Here is a 21,212-nt window from a genome sequence, read left to right on the forward strand (position 1 = left end):
CATCATAGGCTATCAAGAGAACCGGTACTTACAGGCTCGAACTCCTGCAGTGGTAAACGTTGTTGCACTCAAATCCAAGCTTATCGGCGTAGAGATTTGAATTGCAATTTCGTTCTATTGAGAATGGATGCTGCTAGTTCTGCGAGCCGGTGAGCGGCACTCCATCAATAGTAGAGAACTTAAAATGGTTACTTCCAGACGTTATCTCATTGCTTCATCGCTTGCGCGTCTGATCCGCAAGGAACGGGGAGGCAATCGTGTCACGGAAGGCCACTTCCCCAATCAGGCTGATCGCAGCTCCTTCGTGGTGGTGGAAGGCGACAAGGGCAGCCTCGTTCTGCTTCACTCAGGTCCCAGCGGGCCGATCGAAGAGCGCACGGAGGTGCCGCGCGCCCATGCCGAGGCTCTTCTCGATGTCACACCCGGCAAGCTCGACTATCTGCTCACCCATCTCACCGTCGGCACGCGCGACATTCAGATTGTCCGTTTCGTGACTCCAGGGCCGCTGGACCTGATCTCTGTTCCGTTCGAGAGCGAGGAAGAAGCCAGGGATTTCCGACCCCTGTCATGGTTCGGTTCTGATGTCACGACGGAAGTGGCTTATCAAAATCGGTCCATCGCCTTGGAAGGGGCGCCTCAGGCTCCCGATGTTCCGATGTCGAACGCGGCTCTTAACAGCCTGCTCGACACGCTTGAGAACCGCTATTCCGCTCCACGCGGTTATACCCCACATGCACCCGTGCGCAGCCCGGCGGAAGCCGGGCCAGGACAACGCAATGCGCCGACGGCGCCCGCACAGCCCAATGAGAGGGTTGCGCAGCAGCCGCAACGGGGTGTTCTGTCCAGGCCCGCCGCCACGGCCGATGCGGATCTCGGTGATGACGAAGCCGGCGATGACAATGATCTGAACCTCAACATCGAGGACAATGTCATCCGCGAGCTGGCCCGTTCGCTTCGGCCGCAGCGTCGCTGATCGACTCGTCGGACAGATTCACAATCGAGAGCCTGCACCATTCGCGTGGTGCAGGCTTTTTCAGCTGGGCAGGACGATGCAGCTGCCGCCTGCCGTGCGAATATTGCGGCACAATTGCTCCGCCGCCTGCCGTGTTTCAGCCGGTGCGCGGACACGATAGAACGTGCGTGTCCCGCGATAGCGCAGCCGTGTGCCGATGATCATCGGCCGCACATCCTTCAGGAGAGAAGCGTAGGCCTGACTCGTACGCCTGAACGTGGCTAGAGCTCGCTCCTTTGAGAAATTACCTGCGAGCTGAACGCCCCACGGAGCGAAGGGGGCCTCGATCGTCTCGCGACGTCCAGGAATGCGCAGGGTGGCGACGATCTGTTGACATGTCTGTCCGGAGGAATCCCAATCGGCATTCTTCCTCTCCTTGACATCGGCGGCCCAATCCTCGGCGGAACGGCCCGTGACGGTGATGACGTAGTTCCTGGTCTCGGTGGGCAATCCGCCCTGGCCGGCGAGCCAAGAGGTCACCCGCGCAGGTCCTCCGTTATAGGCGGCCGCTGCGAGGCCCAGATTGCCGAACTGCTCCGACAGATGGGCGATGAACTCGGCGGCCTTCGGGATTGCCTGTTCGGGGTCGAACGGATCCGCCAATCCCCGTTCCTGGGCGGTGCCCGGCATGAACTGTGCGATGCCCTGCGCGCCTGCAGGGCTGACGACATGGGGACGAAACGAGCTCTCCTGCCAGATAAGCTTGGTGAGGAGATCGTGGGGGATCCGCTGGCTCCGCGCGGCGCCCTCGATCAGCCGACATAGGGCGTGCTCGACACTCTCCGAGGATGTTCCGGGATCGGCCATGGCGGTGCCGCAGCAGAGAAGAATTCCGCAAAGCGCCAGCCGGAAGCGCATGAAAGACCCCGCTCGGAAAACTGAAGAGCAAACGAATGAAAGCGACGTGCCAAGCTACAGATAGGCGATCATTCGTCCCGCCAAGAGCACAATGATCCAGGCGGCGAGGGAAACAAAGGCAGAGACGCGGATTTTCATCGCATCGTCATTGCTCCGACAGCGATGTGCATGGGCGATGCCGCTGGGCAGGAAGGTCTGGAGGATTCGCTCCTCTGTCGTGTCCCGGCTATGCTCCGTCCCTCGAATCAACCCTTGTTCAGGGACAGCAATGGCATCGATCTTGAAGAACCTCTGGAGCCGCCTGTCGGGCGGAGGCAGCACAGGCGAGCGTGAGGAGCCTGCCGCTGAGGCGGTGGAGTACAAGGGCTTTCGCATCCGGCCGGCGCCCTATTCCGCCAAGGGCGGGTACCAGACCGCCGGCGTGATCGAGAAGGATTTCGACACGGGCATGAAGGAGCACCGCTTCGTGCGGGCCGAGACGCATCCCAGTAAGGACGAAGCGGCCACATTTGCGATCGCCAAGGGCAAGCAGATCATCGACGAGCAGGGCGACCGCATGTTCCGATGACCGATCCTGAATCCGCCGCGTGAAGCTGGTGCCCGCAACCATTGCGATTGCCGGAGGTTGCCTCCGCAACGTGCTCCCGCCGCAAGCAGCGCTCAATCAGATAATCTGATCATGCGGGTCAGGAATATCGATTGGCGCTGATTGCCCTTCGTCCATACAATCCTAATTGGGGGGCGTGTCGCTATCAACCGGTCATTCAAGGGAGATCGCCATGGCCAAGAACCCTCAAGCGCCGTCGGGAACGTCGGATCAGGTCCTGACGAACAGGCAGGGCCATCCTATCACCAACAACCAATCCCAGCGCACCGTGGGCAGCCGTGGCCCGGCCACGCTGGAGAATTACCAGTTCCTCGAAAAGATCACTCATTTCGATCGCGAGCGCATCCCGGAGCGGGTCGTCCATGCCCGTGGCTTCGTGTGCTACGGCGAATTCGAGGCGACCGGCAAGATCGGCGACGAACCGGCTTCGAAATATACCCGCGCCAAGCTGTTCCAGACCGCCGGCAAGAAGACCCTGCTGGCCATCCGCTTCTCGACCGTGATCGGTGGCCGTGATTCTTCGGAAGTGGCACGCGATCCGCGGGGCTTCGCAGTAAAATTCTATACCGAGGACGGCAACTGGGATCTCGTCGGCAACAATCTGGCAGTGTTCTTCATACGCGATGCCATCAAGTTTCCAGATGTCATCCACTCCCTGAAGCCGGATCCCGTCACCTTCCGTCAGGAGCCGAACCGCATCTTCGACTTCATGAGCCAGACGCCCGAATCCATGCACATGCTGACCCATCTGTTCAGCCCGCGCGGCATTCCGGCGAGCTACCGGCACATGGAGGGCTTCGGCGTCAACACCTACAAGATGGTGAATTCCCAGGGGGACACCGTGCTGGTGAAGTACCACTTCCATCCGCGCTGCGGACTGGCGAGCCTGACGGCGGAGGAAGCGGCCAAGGTGCAGGGGCAGGATCTCGGCTCGGCCTCCAAGGATCTTTTCGAGGCCATCGAGCGCGGCGAGTATCCCCAATGGGACGTGTACGTACAGATCATGGAAGACCATGATCACCCGGAGCTCGACTGGGATCCGCTGGACGATACCAAGATCTGGCCGGAGAAGGATTTCCCTCTGCGGCACGTGGGCGTCATGACCCTGAACCGCAATGTGGAGGACCATTTCAACGAGAACGAGCAGATCGCCATGGGCACCGGCGTCCTCGTGGACGGGCTCGACTTCTCGGACGACAAGATGCTGGTGGGCCGGACCTTTTCCTATTCCGACACGCAACGTTACCGCGTCGGCACGAACTACCTGCAGCTGCCGGTGAACCAGGCCAAGAATGCCAAGGTGTCGACCAACCTGAACGGCGGGCAGATGTCCTACCGCCGGGACCTGGCCCCGGGGCAGAACCCGCACATCAACTTCGAGCCCTCGATCCATAACGGCCTGCATGAATCCCCGCGCGAGGAGCCCAACAATCCGCCGGAAGTGCATGGACGGCTGACCCGCAGCGTGATTGAGCGCCGCAACGACTACATCCACGCCCGAGGCCGCTACTGTACCATGATGGATTGGGAGCGGGACGATCTCGTCCTCAACCTGGGCACGCTCTTGGGCCAGTGCGAGCGGGATGTGCAGGAGCGCATGGTGTGGCATCTCCTGCTGGTGCATGACGATTACGGAACCCGTGTCGGCGAGATGCTCGGCATCAAGGCTGACGACGTGAAGAACCTTCAGCCGCTGCCGAAGCAGGTCCTGACCGACGAGGACAAGCACCGTCTGCAGAATCTCGGCAGGAACGGCGACAAGATCGACCCGACCGTATGGGGTCAATGGACGAGTTCCGTGAAGAACTACAAGGCCTCGGCCGAGGAGGTGCTGGGCGGCATGCGCAACGTGCCGACCGCGCCAGCAAACCGTCAGGCGGCCGAATAGGCCTCAGGCCATGGTCGAAGGGGAACGGGTCGGGATCTCCCGGCCCGTTTCCTTTTCAGGCTCCGGCGAGCGCCCCTGACCCCGGCTCCCGCGACTCTCGGCATAGGCCTTCGTGAATTCGGCCCCGAAGAGCAGGATCAGGGACGAGTAATAGATCCAGAGCAGGATCGTGATGATGGAGGCGGCGGCACCGTAACTCGACGCGACATTGCTCTTGCCGAGATAATACCCGATCAGGAACTTGCCGATGGTGAACAGGAGGGCCGTCACCAGGGAGCCGGTCCACACGTCGCTCCATCTCAGGTCCACGGCTGGCAGCATCTTGAACATCATCGCGAACAGGAGAGTCGCGATGGCAAAGGCCACCAAACTGTTCAGGAAGCGCAGGATGACCGTCGCACCCGAGAAGTTGGACTCGAGATAGTGCCCGATCGCGGTCAATCCGGTGTCGATGACGAGTGAGACGAGCAGCAGGAAGCCGATGCCCAGAATCAACGCGAGACTGACGAGCCTCGTGCGGACGAAATCCAGGATCCCGTAGCTCGCGGGCGGTTTTGTCTTCCAGATGATGTTCAGGTCGTCCTGAAGCTCGACGACGGCACCGGTCACCAGGAGAAGAAACGTCACGATGCCGATCGTGGTGCCGATCACGCCCGAGCCCACGTTGCTGGCGCTGGCGATCATGGCCTCGAGGGCGGAGGCCTCTTTGGTTCCGATCAATCCCCCCAGCTCGCCGACGATGGCGCCCTGGGCGGCGTCCCGCCCGAAGGCCAGCCCGGCGACCGCAATGGCGGCGAGCAGCATCGGGGCGAGGGAGAAGACGGTGAAGAACGCGATGGAAGCGCCAAGGCTCATGGCTCGGTCGTTCCACCAGCCTGCGAATGCCACCTTCAAGAGCCGCCAAGTGTCGGAGAACATGCAGGGACCGATCCTGCCGGGCAGGCGCGCCCGGCATGGTGAATGTGTTGCCTTGGCCGTTAACGGGCAGGAACTTTCCCTTGTTCCTGTTAAGGTCGGATTCCCAGGCCCAAGCTTTCATGCTGCCGCAGAAGCCGTCCGTAACGGTCCGCCGCCCTGCGCAGGCGAGCCTCTTCCCCGACTCCGAGCGCGCCTGCGACCATGAGGTGGGAGCCCATGTGGAAGGTGCAATAGCAGGGGAGCAGAAAGGCCAGCAATTCGGGAGAAACCGGATGGCCGCTCTCCCGCTCGGTGACGACACAGAGCCGGATGGTTTCCGGCCCGGACAACTCCAGCTCGATGATGGCTCCGGCGATGTCCCAGGCAATGTCCTGATGGCCGATGAGATCGTGGGCGGCGCTGTGGTCCAGGGCATCGGCCTTCATGAGCCGGTCGCCGGATACCAGCTATTCCCAGGCATGCATCCGGTTATCGGAGCGGACCCGGCGGACCTTGTCCTCAAGGCCCGCCGCAGACGGCAAGGATCGATCCAGGGCTGCCCCTGCATCGTGTCCCAGGGCCTGCTATGTGTTGTAGAGCGCCATGTGGCGCAGTTCGTCCAACGGGGCGCCCGGCTGCCCTTCAGCAGGATAATGGTGGGCAGGAAAGCCCAGATAGGCTCCGACCCGCTCGATCAGGCGATCACGGTCGAAGGTAGCCTGATCCAGGCCTCGCGCATCCTCATGCCAGCGTTGCACGAGAAAGCCGTGGCGCCAGCCCGCGACATCCGGCGCGAAACCTGCCTCGTGCAGGTGCCGGGCCATCTGGAGCTTCTTGGCCCCGGTTTCTCCCAGGCCTGCAAATTTCACCAGCCAGGACGCGCCTTTGGCCCGTGCCAGGAACTTCCGACGCTCCTGCTGGAGATTGGACGGCGGCCAGATCGTCTCGTCCTGGTAGCGGTGCCGACGCCATTTGCCGCCCAATATATCTTCAAGAGGGCCATCCAGCGGGCCAACGAGGTCCTCCACCCAGGCGGCCAGGCTGTGAGGGGGAGCCCCGCCAAGCAGGAAGTCGTCCATGGTGCGGACGTGGCGCGGCGCCACGCTCCACCGCTCCCGGTGGCGGGGGCTGGCCTGGGGTCCGAGCGAGCCCTCATGGCTTGGGAAGAAGTGAATTCTTTCGCGTGGCACGCCGGCCTCTTCCAGCCAGTCGGCAACGGCCCCGAAGGAACTGCCAGAGAGTCCGGGTCCTTCGTCCACGATGGCAAATAATCTGTCCTGGGTTGCCAGTTTCTTCACAAGCCCCGGATCCACCTTCACCTCCCGTCGGAAGGGATGGCCCGTGGGACGAAGGGTGAAAGGCGGCGGAGCCCCGAGGGCGGCTGCCACAAGGGCGCCGAGGCCCGTGCCGATGCTGCGGATGCCGATAACCTGGGTGTCGATGCCCAAACCCGAAGCTCTGGCTGCTTCCAGATAGTTCTCCGGATAAAGGGCATAGAAGGCGTAGCCTTCCGCCTGCTTGATGTTGATCATCCGAGAGGGATCGAAGCTGAGGAGCTTGTCGAGGAAATCCCGGGGCAGGGAGCCTTCCCTGAACCCGCTTCGCCATGACTGATCGATCGCGTGGGCAAGACGGGAAAGGCATTCCATGCCGTCCCGATGAATTGCCGAAAGCGTGTCGACGCCGAGTTCGTGAAACTCGGCGTCGATGAGCCCCTGAACGAGTTGCTCACTTGGATGAAGGCCGTCACCAATGTTCCATGCCGCGCAATTCCGGGCGGCATGGAATGGATGTCGGACAGGATGTTCGGGATGGCAGCCTGTTTGGTGCCTACCGTAACGGAATGTTCCACATCGCCGTAGACCAGCATTGTGATGCGCGCCGTTGCAGTTAGGCTGCAGCCTCCTGCTTCAGCGAGGCCATGTCGATGACGAAGCGGTACTTCACGTCGCTTTTCAGCATCCGCTCATAGGCCTCGTTGATCTTCTGGATCGGGATCATCTCGATCTCGGAGGTGATGCCGTGCTTGGCGCAGAAATCGAGCATTTCCTGGGTCTCGGCGATGCCGCCGATCAGGGAGCCGGCAAGCTGGCGCCGCTTCATGATCAGGTTGAACACCGTCGTGGCCGGATGAGGCTCGGCCGGGGCGCCGACGAGCACCATGGCGCCGTCACGGGCGAGCAGCACCAGGTAGCTGTCGAGGTCATGCGGGGCGGCGACGGTATCGAGGATGAAATCGAAGCTGTTCAAATGCTCCTTCATGGCCTCGGGATCCCGCGACACGACCACTTCGTGGGCTCCGAGGGCGAGCGCGTCCTCCCGCTTGTTGGGCGAGGTGGTGAACAGCACCACATGCGCACCCATGGCCCGCGCGAGCTTGACGGCCATATGGCCCAGGCCGCCGAGGCCGACCACGCCAACCTTGTGTCCGGCCTGTACGCGCCAGCGGCGCAGGGGGGAATAGGTGGTGATGCCTGCACAGAGAAGAGGCGCTGCGGCGGCCAGATCCATGCCCTCGGGAACCCTCAGGACGAAGCTCTCATCGACGACGATGCTGTTGGAATAGCCACCATAGGTATTGGCGCCCGTACCCTGCTCTGGCCCGTTGTAAGTGCCGGTGAAGCCGATCTCGCAGTACTGCTCCAGGCCCTCGCGGCAGCTGCGGCATGTGCGGCAGGAATCGACCATGCAGCCTACGCCCACAAGGTCGCTTTCCTTGAATTTTTGCACGCCCGGTCCGACACGCGTCACGCGGCCGACGATCTCGTGGCCTGGCACGCAGGGATAGAGAGTGCCACCCCATTCTTCGCGCGCGGTGTGCAGATCGGAGTGGCAGACGCCGCAATAGAGAATCTCGATCTGGACGTCGTTTTCGCGGGGCTCCCGGCGCTCGAAGCTGAACGGGGCAAGCGGGGTGGTCGCATCCTGGGCGGCATAGCCGAAAGCTTTGGTCACGGGAAAATTCTCCGAATTATCGGTCGTCGAAAAGGCAGGTTCTGCCACGGCGCGAGGGCGCCACAGAGCACTCAAGCGCAACAGACGATAGGTTCGATCAGGCCCCCGTCAACCGATGAACGGGATGTTTGTTCGAGACATTCATTCGGCCCAGGGCATGGATCCTGCGTCACCCATGGATGAGGGCGGATTCAGCCTCGGTTAAGAACCGGCGCGATTAAATGACGGTAACGCTCAATTGATGGGTTGCCGGCCGGTAAAAGCCTTGCAGGAACATACGGCAGACAACCACATCATGTGCAGGCGGCCATGCGGCACAGTGGATTTTCGGATGTCTGCCAGAAACTTTAGCTTGCTGTCCCGCCCGCAATCCGCGAGGCTAGATGCCGAGGGCGGGCCTATCTTCAAGTCGAACGGGTTGACCCGGACAGAGCGGAACCTGTCGCGACCTGCTTTTTACTCCGCCATGACAAAAGGAGTACGCCGCATCATTTGACCGCATCGTCAGTATCGTATGGTCTGAGCAACCTTAGCGGTGCACAATAGTTGTCTCTGAGAGGGATTGGATTTCGGTGGCGCCATGCATCATTCCGACGACCTGTTCTCGAGTTTCCTAAAGACCTATGAGACCCGCCGCGAGGCGGAGATGTCCCTGGCGGACTACCTGGAGGGGTGCCGCAACGATCCCATGATGTATGCGAGCGCTCCCGAGCGCATTCTGGCGGCGATCGGCGAGCCCCGGCTTGTCGATACCGCGAAGGACGCCCGCCTCGGCCGCATCTTCATGAACCGCACGATCCGGGTTTACCCGGCCTTTTCCGAATTCTACGGCATGGAAGAGACGATCGAGATGATCGTGAGCTTCTTCCGCCATGCCGCTCAGGGCCTCGAAGAGCGCAAGCAGATTCTCTACCTGCTCGGCCCGGTCGGCGGCGGCAAATCCTCTCTCGCCGAGCGCCTGAAGGCTCTCATGGAGGTTAATCCTATTTACATTCTGAAGGCGGGCGACGAGATCAGCCCGGTCTTCGAGAGCCCGCTCGGCCTCTTCGATCCGGAGCAGATGGGGCCGATCCTGGAGGAGCGGTACGGTATTCCGCGCCGGCGCCTGACCAATCTGCTCAGCCCCTGGGCCATCAAGCGGCTCGACGAGTTCAAGGGCGACATTTCCAAGTTCCAGGTGGTGAAGATCAACCCATCCCGCCTGAGGCAGATCGCCATTGCCAAGACGGAGCCCGGAGACGAGAACAACCAGGATATTTCGTCCCTCGTGGGCAAGGTCGATATCCGGAAACTCGAGACCCTGTCCCAAGCCGATCCCGACGCCTACAGCTATTCCGGCGGCCTCAACCGCGCCAATCAGGGCATTCTCGAATTCGTCGAGATGTTCAAGGCGCCCATCAAGATGCTGCACCCCCTGCTCACTGCCACGCAGGAGGGGAATTATGTCGGCACCGAGAATATCGGCTCTATCCCGTTCAGTGGCATCATCCTGGCGCATTCGAACGAGGCGGAGTGGCAAACCTTTCGCACCAACAAGAACAACGAGGCCTTTATCGACCGCATCTACGTGATCAAGGTGCCGTACTGCCTGCGGGTCACGGAGGAGCAGAAGATCTACGAGAAGCTGATCCGCAGTTCGGAACTGGCGGGAGCGCCCTGCGCTCCGGCCACGCTGGAAATGCTGGCCAGGTTCTCGGTCCTGTCGCGTTTGCGCGCGCACGAGAACTCGAATTTCTACTCGAAGATGCGCGTTTATGACGGCGAGAGCCTGCGCGAGGTCGATCCCCGCGCGCGCAGCCTGCAGGAGTACAAGGATTCCGCCGGCGTCGACGAGGGCATGGATGGAGTCTCGACCCGCTTCGCATTCAAGGTCTTGTCCGCCACCTTCAACCACGACACCATCGAGGTGGCGGCCGATCCAGTCCATCTCATGTACGTGCTCGAACAATCCCTGCGGCGCGAGCAGCTGCCTCAGGATGTGGAGCGGCGGTATCTGGAGTTCATCAAGGCCGAGTTGGCGCCGCGCTACGCGGACTTCATCGGCCACGAGATCCAGAAGGCCTATCTCGAATCCTATCACGATTACGGCCAGAATCTCTTCGACCGCTACGTGGCTTATGCGGATGCCTGGATCGAGGATCAGGACTTCAAGGATCCCGATACCGGCCAGCTCCTGAACCGGGAACTCCTGAACCAGGAGTTGACCAAGATCGAGAAGCCCGCCGGCATCGCCAATCCGAAAGATTTTCGCAATGAGGTGGTCAAGTTCTCGCTCCGCGCGCGCGCTGGCAATCAGGGCCGCAACCCGTCCTGGACAAGCTATGAGAAGATCCGCGACGTGATCGAGCGCCGCATGTTCTCGCAGGTCGAGGAGCTGCTGCCCGTGATCAGCTTCGGTTCCAAGAAGGACAGCGAGACGGAGAAGAAGCACGGAGAGTTCGTAGAGCGGATGATGGAGCGCGGGTACACCGAGCGCCAGGTGCGGCGTCTGGTGGAATGGTACATGCGCGTGAAGCAGGCGGGCTGACGGAAGACGGAGGCAGATCAGGCGTTCCTATGTACATCATTGACCGGCGCCTCAACCCAGGGGGCAAGAGTCTGGCCAACCGCCAACGTTTCCTGCGCCGAGCCAAGGCGCAGATCCAGCGGGCCGTACGCCAGACCGCAGGCGATCGGGACATCACCGATCTCGAACGGGGAGGGGAGGTCTCTATCCCGGCCGAGGGTGTTCGCGAGCCCAGCTTCCGGCGGTCGGGCGAAGGTGGAGTGCATGATCACATCCTGCCCGGCAACAAGCGCTTCGTGGAGGGCGATACCATCGAACGGCCGCCCGGAGGCGGCGGCGGCGCGGCGGGCGGCGATAGCGGCGAAGGTGAGGACGATTTCCGCTTCGTCCTGACCCGAGACGAGTTTCTCGATCTTTTTCTCGACGACCTGGAACTGCCGGATCTCGCCAAACGGCGCGTGGCGACGGTAGAGACGCAAGGGCTGCGGCGGGCCGGCTATACGGTCACCGGCTCTCCCGTGAACCTCGCCCTGCTGCGCTCGATGCGTAATGCCCTATCCCGCCGCATCGCCATGCGGCGGCCGAAATCCGAGGACCTGCTCCGTCTTCAGGAGGAGATCGCCCGGATCGAGGAGCAGGAAGGCCCGTCCGAGCGGCTGACCGCCCTTCGTGAGGAACTTGAGCAGCTGCAGCTGCGCACCAAGCGCTTCCCCTATATCGATCCCATCGATTTGCGCTATCGCCGCTTCGAGCCCGTCTCGAAACCCGTCGCCCAAGCCGTCATGTTCTGTCTCATGGACGTTTCCGGTTCCATGACCGAGCACATGAAGGACTTGGCCAAGCGCTTCTACATGCTGCTCTACATCTTTCTGACCCGGCGCTACAAGCACGTGGAGATCGTCTTCATCCGCCACACCCACGAAGCCAAGGAGGTGGACGAGGAGACCTTCTTCAACAGCCCCGAGACCGGCGGAACGGTGGTGTCCTCCGCCTTGCGCGAGATGCAGCGGATCGTCGAGGAACGCTATTCGCCGGATGCGTGGAACATCTACGCCGCCCAGGCCTCGGACGGCGACAACTCGCCCAACGACGGCGCTACCAGCGCCACCCTGCTGCGCAACGTGATCCTGCCAGTCTGCCAATATTACGCCTATCTGGAAGTCGGCAGCGACAGCGACCGGATGCAGACCGGGTTCATCAACCATAAGACGTCCCTGTGGCAGACCTATGAGTCGCTCCTGGAGCAAGGGGCCAACCTCGCCATGCGCAAGGTGAACCACCGCCGCGAGATCTATCCGGTCTTCCGGGAGCTCTTCCGCCGGCGCGATGCGGAAGCAGGAGCAAGGGTGCCATGAGCGTCATCGAGCAAGACAACCTGCTCTTTCATGGGGCCGATTGGGATTTCGGCACGATCCAGCGCATCCATGATGCCGTCGAGACTATCGGGGTTGGCGAGCTGGGGCTCGACGTCTATCCGAACCAGATCGAGGTGATCACCGCCGAGCAGATGCTCGACGCCTATGCGTCGATCGGCATGCCCCTGTTCTACAAGCACTGGTCCTTCGGCAAGCGCTTCGCCATGCATGAATCGAGTTATCGCCAGGGGCTCATGGGCTTGGCCTACGAGATCGTCATCAACTCGAACCCGTGCATTTCCTACATCATGGAGGAGAACTCGGCGACGATGCAGACCCTCGTCATCGCTCACGCGGCCTTCGGCCACAACCATTTCTTCAAGAACAACTACCTGTTCAAGGAATGGACCGACGCGGATGGCATCCTCGATTATCTCGAATTCGCCAAGGGTTACATCACGCGCTGCGAGGAGCGTTATGGACATGCGGCCGTGGAGCGCGTTCTCGATGCCGCCCATGCCCTGATGTCCCACGGCGTGCACCGCTATCCGCGCAAGAAACGGCCCGACCTGCGCTCGGAGGAGCGCCGGGAGCGAGAGCGCCATCTCCACCAGGAGCAGACCTTCAACGATTTGTGGCGCACGGTACCGACCAAGGGGGCGACCGCCAAGCCGCAGCTGAGCGAGGAGCGCCGCCGCGCACTTCTCGAATTGCCGCAGGAAAACATCCTGTATTTCTTGGAGAAATCCGCGCCGCGCCTTCAGCCCTGGCAGCGCGAGATCCTGCGCATCGTGCGCCAGATCGCGCAGTATTTCTATCCGCAGCGCCAGACCAAGGTGATGAACGAGGGCTGCGCCACCTATTGCCATTACCGCATCATGACCCGCCTGCACGAGACAGGCCAGATCAGCGACGGCTCCTTCCTGGAATTTCTGCAGTCGCACACCAACGTCACTCGGCAGCCCGAATTCGACGACCCGCATTACGGCGGCATCAATCCCTACGCTCTCGGCTTCGGCATGATGCAGGACATCGAACGCATCTGCACTAAGCCGACCGCAGAGGACCGGGACTGGTTCCCCGACATCGCCGGCAGCGGCGATGCCATGGCTGTGCTGCGCGACGTGTGGGCGAACTATCGCGACGAGAGCTTCATTTCGCAGTTCCTGAGCCCGCACCTGATCCGGCAATGGCGCATGTTCCATCTCGTCGATGACCCGGACCAGCCTGAACTCATGATCGAGGCGATCCATGACGAGCGGGGTTACCGGCGTCTGCGGCGTTCGCTATCGCGCCATTACGACGTCGGCTGGAGTGATCCCGACATCCAGGTGGTCGATGTGGATCTCGCCGGAGACAGGCGCCTGATCCTGCACCATCACGTCCTCAACCGGACCCTGCTGCACAAGGACGACGCCCAGCGGGTCCTTCAGATGGTGGCCAATCTCTGGGGCTATGCGGTAGTGCTGAAAGAGGTGGAGCCGGCGACCGGGGCGATCTTCCAGGAGCACGTGGCTCACCCGCACGAAACGCTCTTTTAAAGACACTTTGACGCAAAAAAGCCTGGGACTCGCGCGACCATAGGGATTCCTGGGCTCGGCCCTGGTTTCGGGGTCGGCTCCCTTGCAGGAGAATACCTATGGAACACAAGCCTGTAGAGAAGCTGCGTAGCGTCGCTGAAGTGCATGAGTTGAGCCAAGGTTTCCTGTCACGGCGCGAACGCCTCGAGCGTTGGGCCGAAGTTTTGGAGCGCCAGCCGAAACGGCGCTTGAGGTCACTGGGCGAGATCGAGTTCGTCCCGAAGGACAAGCGGCCGGAATTGAGGTCGGACGAATCCCCCATTACGGTTGCGTTCGAAGATCCGGTCCTGCGCGCCGCCGGCCTGAAGGGCGACACGCTCGGGGACGCCATGCAATTTTTCGAATTGTCGGAAGGCGCCTCCCATCGCCTCCTCTGCTCCTGCATGAACGGCTGGAGCATGGAAGCCGGCTCGACGGCCCGGAAGGTCCATCGCATCGCGAATCCCGATCATCGGCTCATGCTGTTCACGACGGCTGGGCTGCTCACAGCCGCCCCGGCAGTGTTCTACCTGCTGAGCTGAAAGAATGTCGCGGCACCGAGCCTTCTGATCAGTGGGCCCGGTGCCGATTGTTCGGAGACTTGACGAATGACGGATACGCCGCCGCGCCGAATCGGATTGCCCTGGTACAGCCGGGAGGATTACCCTCGCATCCGCGCCATGATGATTGATCCGCATAATCTTGCCTCGACCTACGAGGTCTGGCTGGCCTCGGCCGAGAACAACGAATCCGTCGGCCGGCAGGCGGGGCTTCGGGTCGAACGCATCATGATCGAGCCCGCCGCGTTCGCGACGTGGTGTGGGGAACAGGGCCTGGTGCCCGACGGCAGGGCACGCACGGCATACACCGCAGAGATGTGCGCCCGGATTGCGGCGTGAGATCACAACACCCTGTCACGAACAGCCAAGCCTTGAAGTCTCCCCCCCGGTCTCTAGTTGCTCGGGCGATTATGCTGGAGGGACAGACTTGCTGAAAGAGAGTGCTGCCAGCGACGACATTTCCACATCTTCGTCGAAGGGGAGCGATGAGCCGGCCGGGGCTCCGGGAACCATGCGGGTCGCCATCCTCACAGGACCCGGGCAGATCAAGATCAGCGAGGTCCCGCGTCCGGTGCCGGGGCGGGACAGGTGCGGCTCCGCTTGGAAGGCTGCGGCGTGTGCGCTTCGAACCTGACGCCATGGGCCGGCCCTGAATGGATGCAGTATCCGACCGAGCCGGGAGCACTCGGACATGAAGCCTGGGGTTTCGTGGACGCGGTCGGCGAGGGTGTGGAAGGCCTCTCCGTCGGAGACCGGGTCGCGGCGCTCTCCTACAAGTCCTATGCCGAATACGATCTGGCCGAAGCCGATGCGGTCGTGCGCTTGCTGGATGCCCTGGCGGGCCAGCCCTTTCCTGGCGAACCGCTCGGCTGTGCGATGAACATCTTTCAACGCAGCGACATCGAGGCCGGGCAGACGATCGCCATCATCGGCATCGGTCTTCTCGGGGTCATTCTCACCAAGCTCGCCTCCGATGCCGGAGCGCGGGTGATCGCGATCTCGCACGCCGCATGGGCGCGGCCGAGACGATCCCGATGGAGGATCATCATGGGATCATTGAGCGGGTCAAGGAACTGACCGGCGGCACGTTCTGCGACCGGGTGATCGAAGCAGTCGGGAAGCAATGGCCACTCGATATCGCGGGCGAGCTGACCCGCGAACGCGGCAAGCTGATCATCGCCGGGTACCACCAGGATGGTCCCCGTCAGGTCAACATGTGGCTCTGGAACTGGCGCGGCATCGACATGATCAACGCGCATGAACGCGACCTGAAGATTTACGTGCAGGGATTGCGTGCGGCTGTGGATGCCATCGCGTCGGGGCGCCTCGATCCAAGCTTCCTCTACACTCACACTTACCCTCTGGAGCGGCTCGACGAAGAGCTCAATGCCACGCGCGATCGGGCGGACGGCTTCCTCAAGGTCCTGGTGACGTACTGATGGTGCGACAGGCTGTGTTCAAGGCGAATTCCGTAACCCCACTCGCGCGTCCGAGTCTCGGCTTCCTTGGGGTTGGCTGGATCGGACGGCATCGTATGCAGGCGATCCTCGGCACCGGAGTTGCCGACGTTGCTGCTATCGCGGACTGGTCGCCGAGGCCGGGACATTGGTGCCCGACGCGCAACTGGTTTCAAGCCTCGATGACATTCTTGACCTTGGTGTCGACGGCGTCTTCCGCAATATCAGGCAGACCCCGAGCATACCATGCTGACGAGCGTCCTCGGGACGCATAACCTTCTCACCTTCTCTGGATCGATCCATGCGCGTTTCTTCCTCGCGTCGACAAGCGAGATCTACGGCGATCCCGAGGTTCATCCGCAGACGGAAAGCTATTGAGGCAACGTCAACCCGACCGGCCCACGCGCCTGCTATGACGAGGGAAAGCGGGCAGCGGAAACGCTTACATTCGACTTCGATCGTGCAGGGCGAGCCGATGTGCGCGTGGCACGGATCTTCAATTCCTATGGGCCGCGCATGCGGGCCGATGACGGCCGTGTCGTCTCGAACGTCATCTGCCAGGCTCTCGCGGGTGAGGAGATCACGATTTACGGTGATGGAAGCCAGACGCGCTCGTTCTGCTACGTTTCGGATCTCGTCGAAGGATTCCTCTGCCTCATGGCCTATGATGGGCCGTTCCCCGGGGCGGTGAATCTTGGAAACCCAGTGGAGCTGACGGTGGGCGACTTGGCCGAAAAGGTTCTCGCGATGACGGGATCATCCTCGTGCGTTGTCAAGCGCCCGCTCCCGGTAGACGATCCACGCCGCCGGCGCCCTGACATCTCCCTTGCCAAGAAGCTTCTCGGTTGGTCGCCGCGGACATCTCTCGATTCAGGTTTGAAGTCGACGATTGCATGGTTCTCGGAGGATCATGCCGATGATGGTCGATCTCACAAGATGCCCAATCTAGGTGATGCAGTCTCAGCCGGGTAGATCAGTGCGTCTCATGCTTTCTTTGGCAAACTGAAAAGGCCGGCTTTTGACGGCGCTTTTTCATTGCATGGCAGGATGAGCGTGCAAACAAGAAAGGCGCTCGTTGGGAGCGCCTTTCTTGTGGGTGATACAAGGCATTCAGCTCTTCGCCACGCCTATGGTATCGGCCATCTCGGCACCACGTGTCCCCATGGGCTGATCAGTGCCCTCGGTCGTGTCCTTAGTCGTCTGATGTTCCATCTCAGCATTGATCTCAGCGCCGAGCAGAACCACAGTCGTCGACAGCCAGATCCATGTCATGAAACCGATCACCGCGCCAAGCGAACCATAGGTTTCGTTATAGCTTCCGAAATTCGCCACGTACCATGAGAAGAGCATGGAGACGGCAAGCCACAGGACGGCAGCAACGATCCCACCAGGCGTAACCCAGCGCCATTCCGCTTTGTCACGGCTGGGGCCGAAGCGATAGACGAGCGACAACCCGAATATCACCCCGATCAGGAGGATCGGCCAGCGCGCAAGAGACACAAGCCACTCGGTGCCCGAACCCAGGCCGATGAAGTTGAGGGCGATAGGGAGAACGATGATTGCCGCGAGAGCGAAGAGAATGAAAACGATGGCCCCCAGGGTGAAGGAAAGAGACAGCACGTTCAGTTGAACGAAGCTTCTCTTTTCGTCCTCGCCATAAACGATGTTGAGGGCATCGAAGATCGCTTTCATCCCAGCATTGGCGCTCCAGAGAGACAAGACTAAGCCGAATATGAACCCGAAACCGAGCGTCCCGCCTCCCTTCGAGGCGATCCGCGTCACTTGCTCGCGGATGATGTCGAGGGCGCCGCCAGGGAGAACACCGGACACGGTGTTCAGATGATCCTGGATCGTGCCCGGATCCGCGAAGAGGCCGTAGATCGAGACCAGGGCGGCAATCGCAGGGAAGACGGCGAGCAGAGCGTAATAGGTCACCCCGGCGGCAACCGACAGAACACGGTCCTTGTTGAACTCCTCATAGGTGCGCCACAGGATGTCCTTCCATCCTCGCGCGGGAATCTCTGTCGGCGTGTCCGCGGCTCGCCCGCGGCCCTTCTCGGCGGCCGCGTGAGGCGGAGCATGCTGCTTCTCGCCGATATCCGACCCTGTATTCCGACGCTGCGCCTGCCCCCGCGCTGGAGGCGAAGAAGGCTGGGGAGACAATGGAGCAGGGCGCTCCCCGCTCGCGACAAGGCGCACAAGGGCCCATCCGAGAACCACAGCCCACATGGTCGTGATAGTCGAAGAGGAGGAGGATTGCCGCGGTCCAGGTTGCTGGATAGCCGGATTGTCTGCCATAGTCGAACACAGCCTCATTGATCGGTTGCCGGCCAAACGGCCTGGTTCAACCGTAAACCTCCCGAATAACGCAGCGGTTCCACGCACTTATCGAAGGCAGGGAGGCCAATGAACTTTCATGCCGTTGTGGAGTACCACAGGCCGGGCTCTTAAGAGGGCTGTGCATGTCTGCACTTTGGATGGCGCCTTTAACCCGGATGCAAGATTCTCTGGATCAGTGTCTCTCCCAATCCATGAGGAGGGTCTGAGATGGACGATTGGTCAGGACGCAAGTGGGAGCCGGTGACCGAGGAGCGCCTGCTTCGGGCGATCGACGTGCTTGTCGAGATCGCGAAGGAGCATGGACCGGCCTTCGATCCGGTTCTCGAGACGGTTCGGCAGGAACTGCACCAGTTCCGGAGCCGGACTAGGCCAGCGGTCAAGCAAGTGGATGAAACCCCGCTTCGCAAAGCGAGCTGAGCCGGCCGTCGTCATACGGCTTGAAAGAAGGCATCGCCGATTACGAACTGACCAGGCGATGCTTACATCTTGATCTGACGATATTCCCGGATCAGGCGGATTGGAGCTGCTCTTCCCGGACCAGGCGATCCGGGCCCGCCTGATCGCCCCTAATATGGTACTGGAAGCCGTTGCTGTCGGCGGGAAGAAGGCGAGTGATCTCCCATATGTCCTGGGATCGGGTGACGTCGATGGCCGTCACCAGATTGAGAAAAGCCTCAACGGTGTTCGTGCTCGCAAGCTTGACCAATCGCACTTGATCTCCAACCTTGAACTTGTGCGACGCCATAGCCCGGCTCCCCCGTTTAAAAGCCACCTGAGCAGTAGGAACTAACATAGGTTAGTTTCGTTCCATCGCTCATGATGAACAATTATTCAGATGATACGCCTGTGGTTCTTCTCGTCGAAGATGAGCTCCTTGTGCGCATGGCGGCCGCAGAGGATCTGCAGGATGCCGGCTTCCACGTGCTGGAGGCCGCGAATGCCGATGTAGCCTTGGCCGTACTGGAAACCTGCTCTCATGACGTGCAGGTGCTCTTCACGGATATCGATATGCCGGGAACCATGAACGGCCTGGACTTGGCCGAGAACGTCCAGCAACGCTGGCCGCATATCTCGCTCTTGATTTCGTCCGCTTACCACAAACCGCTTCCCGAACAGATCCCTGACGACGGGCGCTTCGTACCGAAACCCTATTCGAGCGAAGATGTAGTCAGATGCATCCGCGAACTCGTGACGAGCCATTGACGGCTGATAATCGTGATGGGGCTGTCGGGGCAGAGTATCGCCAGGCTTAAAGGCTGGCGCTGCTGACAGTGATAGCCATCGTGAAGTTCCGTGTTTCGCCCGGTTGAAGGAGAACGACGCCCGGCTTGGCGGCAAATTCATCGTCGAAGCCTTCGGGATCTGCATGGCCCTGCCACGGCTCGATACAGATGAAACCTGCCCCGGGCTTGGTCCAGATGCCTAGGTGCGGCATGTCCGGAAAGTCGACCTGGATCGAACCGCCAGCGGGCGCGCCATAGGTGACCGACCTGCTCTCAAGTCGGTCGAAGACAAGAGCATCCGTCTCGAAGTATCGATCCTGCAAGCGGAGCATCCGCCCCTGAACAGGGTTTTCCTCGACATCTCGGCTAATGAGCCCGTCCACCGGCCGACGGACCGGAGCCGTCTCTTCGCGCTCGAAACGGATTGCGTGCGCCTCCCGCGGTGCACCATAGGGCAAGGGCCAGCGAAAGGCCGGGTGGAATCCAAAGGAAACGGGCATGACAGAGGATCCCGGATTGGTCACCGCAGCCGTAATCGTCAGCGTATTGCCTTCAATCCTATAGGATACCTCAAGTTCGAACGGGAACGGGTATTGTTGAAGCGTGGCCTCGTCGGCAACGAGGCCGAACCGGCATTGGGACGGTTCGGCCTCTCTGATTTCGAAGAGGGAGGTGCGTGCAAATCCATGCTTCGGGAGCCCGTATTCCGATCCGTCGACTCTGACGCGGTCATTCCTCACACGACCGACGATGGGAAACAATAAAGGGGAGCGACCGGTCCAGACGGCTGGGTCACCGTCCCATAAGAGATCCTGGCCTTGCTCATCCTGAAGCCGCACGAGTTCCGCGCCCTTTTCCGATACCTCAGCCCGAAGAAAGGGACTCGAAATGGTAATGCTCATCCGGCAGCTCCTAGACTTCAATCTCCGCCTAAAAAGGAATATCGGCTAAAGGCGGCGCAAGCTAGATGTGGGTTCTGATCAGGTTGTTCCGGCGAGGGCCTGAGCCGGTGTTCGCCGGCCAAGACTACCATGCGGGCGCTGCTGATTGTACCAGGTCAGCCACCGCGGCAGGTCAGCGGCTCTCGCATGGGATGAACTGAACGGGATCGCATAGGCCCATTCCCGCAGCAGCGTCTGGATGAAGCGTTCGGCCTTGCCATTGGTTTTCGGCGTGTACGGTCTCGTGCGGATGTGCCGGATCCCAAGCAGCCGCAGCGCCTTCCGGAACAGTCGCGCGACATAACCAGACCCGTTATCTGTCATCACCCGCTCGACCCGGATGCCGCGCGCTCTGAACCAGCGCAGCGCCCGCACCAGGAAGGCCGTGGTGGAGCGGCGGGTCTCATCCGGCAGAACCTCGACATAGGCCAGTCGGGTGGCGTCATCGATGGCCACATGGAAGCAGTCGTAGCCTGCTCCTGTGCTGGCATGGCGCCGGTCACCCGTGATGCGGTGGCCGACCCGCTCGAAGCGGGCCAGCTTCTTGATGTCCAGGTGGATCAACTCGCCAGGATGCTGACGCTGATAGCGCCGCGGCGGCTCCTTCGGCTCCAAGGCCGTTAAGCGACCCAAGCCGCACCGGGTGAGCCAGGCCGCCACGGTCGAGCGGGCGAGGTTGAGCTTTCCGGCGATCTCCTCAGCGGTGAGCCGGTACTCCCGACGGAGCATTTTGATCACGCCGATCCAGTACGTGGCCGTGCGATTGGCTACTGTCCTGGGACAGGACGAGCGGTTCTCCAGTCCGCTTGGCCCTTCGGCCTTGAAGCGGGCCAGCCACTTGCGAGCGGTGCGCTCGCTGATGCCGAAGCCTCGGGCTACCTCTCGGATAGGTTGACCGTCCTCAATGATGCGGCGGATCATTTCCGCTCGACCCAGCCGGGTCGTGCGGGCATTCTGGTGCGGGTTGTTCATCTCTCAGGTCCGTCAGGGGTTCGTGTCGCAACGACCACCTTCAGGCCCTCAGACGGGATGAACAACCTCCTCAGATCTCACA

Annotated in this window: 19 protein-coding genes and 2 pseudogenes; 12 read left to right on the plus strand and 9 right to left on the minus strand. The window is 61.4% G+C overall.

Going from position 1 to position 21,212, the window contains the following annotated elements:
• Positions 1-184 precede the first annotated feature (184 nt).
• Positions 185-973 carry a hypothetical protein gene (locus AB4097_RS16365; RefSeq protein ID WP_442041423.1) on the plus strand — a complete coding sequence of 263 codons (789 nt, stop codon included), beginning with the start codon at positions 185-187 and terminating at the stop codon, positions 971-973.
• 60 nt (positions 974-1,033) lie between these two features.
• On the opposite strand, the gene AB4097_RS16370 is transcribed toward AB4097_RS16365, so the two are convergent.
• The gene (locus AB4097_RS16370) at positions 1,034-1,870 is read right to left on the minus strand and encodes a transglycosylase SLT domain-containing protein (RefSeq protein ID WP_442041425.1); all 837 of its coding nucleotides are present in this window, start codon (positions 1,868-1,870) and stop codon (positions 1,034-1,036) included.
• Between the two features lie 268 nt (positions 1,871-2,138).
• Here AB4097_RS16370 and AB4097_RS16375 point away from each other — a divergent pair, with 268 nt between their 5' ends.
• Together AB4097_RS16375 and AB4097_RS16380 are read left to right on the plus strand one after the other, a co-directional pair.
• Positions 2,139-2,438, plus strand: coding sequence for an HlyU family transcriptional regulator (locus AB4097_RS16375; protein ID WP_442041427.1), 300 nt, complete (start codon positions 2,139-2,141; stop codon positions 2,436-2,438).
• A 211-nt stretch (positions 2,439-2,649) separates the two neighbouring features.
• Complete coding sequence (locus AB4097_RS16380; RefSeq protein ID WP_442041429.1) at positions 2,650-4,365, plus strand: catalase; 1,716 nt, start codon at positions 2,650-2,652, stop codon at positions 4,363-4,365.
• A gap of 3 nt (positions 4,366-4,368) precedes the next feature.
• Here the strand turns inward: AB4097_RS16380 and AB4097_RS16385 are convergent, their stop codons facing one another.
• The 4 genes from AB4097_RS16385 to AB4097_RS16400 form a co-directional block, all read right to left on the minus strand.
• Positions 4,369-5,283, minus strand: a complete 915-nt coding sequence (locus tag AB4097_RS16385) for a YihY/virulence factor BrkB family protein (RefSeq protein ID WP_442041431.1) — start codon at positions 5,281-5,283, stop codon at positions 4,369-4,371.
• A gap of 89 nt (positions 5,284-5,372) precedes the next feature.
• A complete protein-coding gene (locus AB4097_RS16390; protein WP_442041433.1) occupies positions 5,373-5,708 on the minus strand; it encodes a hypothetical protein in 336 nt (111 codons plus the stop codon).
• A 138-nt stretch (positions 5,709-5,846) separates the two neighbouring features.
• The gene (locus AB4097_RS16395) at positions 5,847-6,911 is read right to left on the minus strand and encodes a hypothetical protein (RefSeq protein ID WP_442041435.1); all 1,065 of its coding nucleotides are present in this window, start codon (positions 6,909-6,911) and stop codon (positions 5,847-5,849) included.
• Between the two features lie 241 nt (positions 6,912-7,152).
• Entirely contained in the window at positions 7,153-8,217 is a 1,065-nt protein-coding gene (locus tag AB4097_RS16400) for an NAD(P)-dependent alcohol dehydrogenase (protein WP_442041437.1), read from the minus strand.
• Between the two features lie 580 nt (positions 8,218-8,797).
• On the opposite strand from AB4097_RS16400, the gene AB4097_RS16405 reads away from it, so the two are divergent.
• The 7 genes and pseudogenes from AB4097_RS16405 to AB4097_RS16435 form a co-directional block, all read left to right on the plus strand.
• Positions 8,798-10,744, plus strand: a complete 1,947-nt coding sequence (locus tag AB4097_RS16405) for a PrkA family serine protein kinase (RefSeq protein WP_442041439.1) — start codon at positions 8,798-8,800, stop codon at positions 10,742-10,744.
• Positions 10,745-10,773: 29 nt separating this feature from the next.
• Positions 10,774-12,078: a YeaH/YhbH family protein gene (locus AB4097_RS16410; RefSeq protein ID WP_442041441.1), complete on the plus strand. Its 1,305-nt coding sequence runs from the start codon at positions 10,774-10,776 to the stop codon at positions 12,076-12,078.
• Positions 12,075-13,619, plus strand: a complete 1,545-nt coding sequence (locus tag AB4097_RS16415) for a SpoVR family protein (protein WP_442041443.1) — start codon at positions 12,075-12,077, stop codon at positions 13,617-13,619. Before AB4097_RS16410 ends, AB4097_RS16415 begins: the two co-directional genes overlap by 4 nt.
• A gap of 98 nt (positions 13,620-13,717) precedes the next feature.
• Positions 13,718-14,179: a hypothetical protein gene (locus AB4097_RS16420; RefSeq protein WP_442041445.1), complete on the plus strand. Its 462-nt coding sequence runs from the start codon at positions 13,718-13,720 to the stop codon at positions 14,177-14,179.
• A gap of 66 nt (positions 14,180-14,245) precedes the next feature.
• Positions 14,246-14,536, plus strand: a complete 291-nt coding sequence (locus AB4097_RS16425) for a hypothetical protein (protein ID WP_442041447.1) — start codon at positions 14,246-14,248, stop codon at positions 14,534-14,536.
• A gap of 172 nt (positions 14,537-14,708) precedes the next feature.
• Positions 14,709-15,636, plus strand: a pseudogene (locus AB4097_RS16430) (MDR/zinc-dependent alcohol dehydrogenase-like family protein).
• A 219-nt stretch (positions 15,637-15,855) separates the two neighbouring features.
• A pseudogene (locus AB4097_RS16435) lies at positions 15,856-16,626 on the plus strand (GDP-mannose 4,6-dehydratase); the annotation flags it as partial.
• A gap of 138 nt (positions 16,627-16,764) precedes the next feature.
• Here AB4097_RS16435 and AB4097_RS16440 read toward each other — a convergent pair.
• A complete protein-coding gene (locus tag AB4097_RS16440; protein ID WP_442041449.1) occupies positions 16,765-17,952 on the minus strand; it encodes a YihY/virulence factor BrkB family protein in 1,188 nt (395 codons plus the stop codon).
• A 249-nt stretch (positions 17,953-18,201) separates the two neighbouring features.
• Between AB4097_RS16440 and AB4097_RS16445 the strand changes: the two genes are divergently transcribed.
• Positions 18,202-18,411 carry a hypothetical protein gene (locus AB4097_RS16445; protein ID WP_442041451.1) on the plus strand — a complete coding sequence of 70 codons (210 nt, stop codon included), beginning with the start codon at positions 18,202-18,204 and terminating at the stop codon, positions 18,409-18,411.
• 91 nt (positions 18,412-18,502) lie between these two features.
• Here AB4097_RS16445 and AB4097_RS16450 read toward each other — a convergent pair whose 3' ends face one another.
• Positions 18,503-18,706: a hypothetical protein gene (locus AB4097_RS16450; RefSeq protein WP_442041453.1), complete on the minus strand. Its 204-nt coding sequence runs from the start codon at positions 18,704-18,706 to the stop codon at positions 18,503-18,505.
• 170 nt (positions 18,707-18,876) lie between these two features.
• Here AB4097_RS16450 and AB4097_RS16455 point away from each other — a divergent pair, with 170 nt between their 5' ends.
• The gene (locus tag AB4097_RS16455; protein WP_442041459.1) at positions 18,877-19,197 is read left to right on the plus strand and encodes a response regulator; all 321 of its coding nucleotides are present in this window, start codon (positions 18,877-18,879) and stop codon (positions 19,195-19,197) included.
• Between the two features lie 46 nt (positions 19,198-19,243).
• Here the strand turns inward: AB4097_RS16455 and AB4097_RS16460 are convergent, their stop codons facing one another.
• Positions 19,244-20,119, minus strand: a complete 876-nt coding sequence (locus tag AB4097_RS16460; RefSeq protein ID WP_442041455.1) for an aldose 1-epimerase family protein — start codon at positions 20,117-20,119, stop codon at positions 19,244-19,246.
• A 78-nt stretch (positions 20,120-20,197) separates the two neighbouring features.
• Positions 20,198-21,130: an IS481 family transposase gene (locus tag AB4097_RS16465; protein ID WP_442041457.1), complete on the minus strand. Its 933-nt coding sequence runs from the start codon at positions 21,128-21,130 to the stop codon at positions 20,198-20,200.
• Positions 21,131-21,212: the final 82 nt, after the last annotated feature.

It is taken from the genome of Microvirga sp. 2MCAF35, assembly GCF_052115545.1.
Classification (GTDB): Bacteria; Pseudomonadota; Alphaproteobacteria; order Rhizobiales; family Beijerinckiaceae; genus Microvirga.

Bases quoted from the DNA above. Each gene is read 5' to 3' on its own strand.
- AB4097_RS16365 (WP_442041423.1), top strand. From the start codon at position 185: ATGGTTACTTCCAGACGTTATCTCATTGCTTCATCGCTTGCGCGTCTG.
- AB4097_RS16370 (WP_442041425.1), bottom strand. From the start codon at position 1,870: ATGCGCTTCCGGCTGGCGCTTTGCGGAATTCTTCTCTGCTGCGGCACC.
- AB4097_RS16375 (WP_442041427.1), top strand. From the start codon at position 2,139: ATGGCATCGATCTTGAAGAACCTCTGGAGCCGCCTGTCGGGCGGAGGC.
- AB4097_RS16380 (WP_442041429.1), top strand. From the start codon at position 2,650: ATGGCCAAGAACCCTCAAGCGCCGTCGGGAACGTCGGATCAGGTCCTG.
- AB4097_RS16385 (WP_442041431.1), bottom strand. From the start codon at position 5,283: ATGTTCTCCGACACTTGGCGGCTCTTGAAGGTGGCATTCGCAGGCTGG.
- AB4097_RS16390 (WP_442041433.1), bottom strand. From the start codon at position 5,708: ATGAAGGCCGATGCCCTGGACCACAGCGCCGCCCACGATCTCATCGGC.
- AB4097_RS16395 (WP_442041435.1), bottom strand. From the start codon at position 6,911: ATGGAATGCCTTTCCCGTCTTGCCCACGCGATCGATCAGTCATGGCGA.
- AB4097_RS16405 (WP_442041439.1), top strand. From the start codon at position 8,798: ATGCATCATTCCGACGACCTGTTCTCGAGTTTCCTAAAGACCTATGAG.
- AB4097_RS16410 (WP_442041441.1), top strand. From the start codon at position 10,774: ATGTACATCATTGACCGGCGCCTCAACCCAGGGGGCAAGAGTCTGGCC.
- AB4097_RS16415 (WP_442041443.1), top strand. From the start codon at position 12,075: ATGAGCGTCATCGAGCAAGACAACCTGCTCTTTCATGGGGCCGATTGG.
- AB4097_RS16420 (WP_442041445.1), top strand. From the start codon at position 13,718: ATGGAACACAAGCCTGTAGAGAAGCTGCGTAGCGTCGCTGAAGTGCAT.
- AB4097_RS16425 (WP_442041447.1), top strand. From the start codon at position 14,246: ATGACGGATACGCCGCCGCGCCGAATCGGATTGCCCTGGTACAGCCGG.
- AB4097_RS16440 (WP_442041449.1), bottom strand. From the start codon at position 17,952: ATGGCAGACAATCCGGCTATCCAGCAACCTGGACCGCGGCAATCCTCC.
- AB4097_RS16445 (WP_442041451.1), top strand. From the start codon at position 18,202: ATGGACGATTGGTCAGGACGCAAGTGGGAGCCGGTGACCGAGGAGCGC.
- AB4097_RS16455 (WP_442041459.1), top strand. From the start codon at position 18,877: ATGGCGGCCGCAGAGGATCTGCAGGATGCCGGCTTCCACGTGCTGGAG.
- AB4097_RS16460 (WP_442041455.1), bottom strand. From the start codon at position 20,119: ATGAGCATTACCATTTCGAGTCCCTTTCTTCGGGCTGAGGTATCGGAA.
- AB4097_RS16465 (WP_442041457.1), bottom strand. From the start codon at position 21,130: ATGAACAACCCGCACCAGAATGCCCGCACGACCCGGCTGGGTCGAGCG.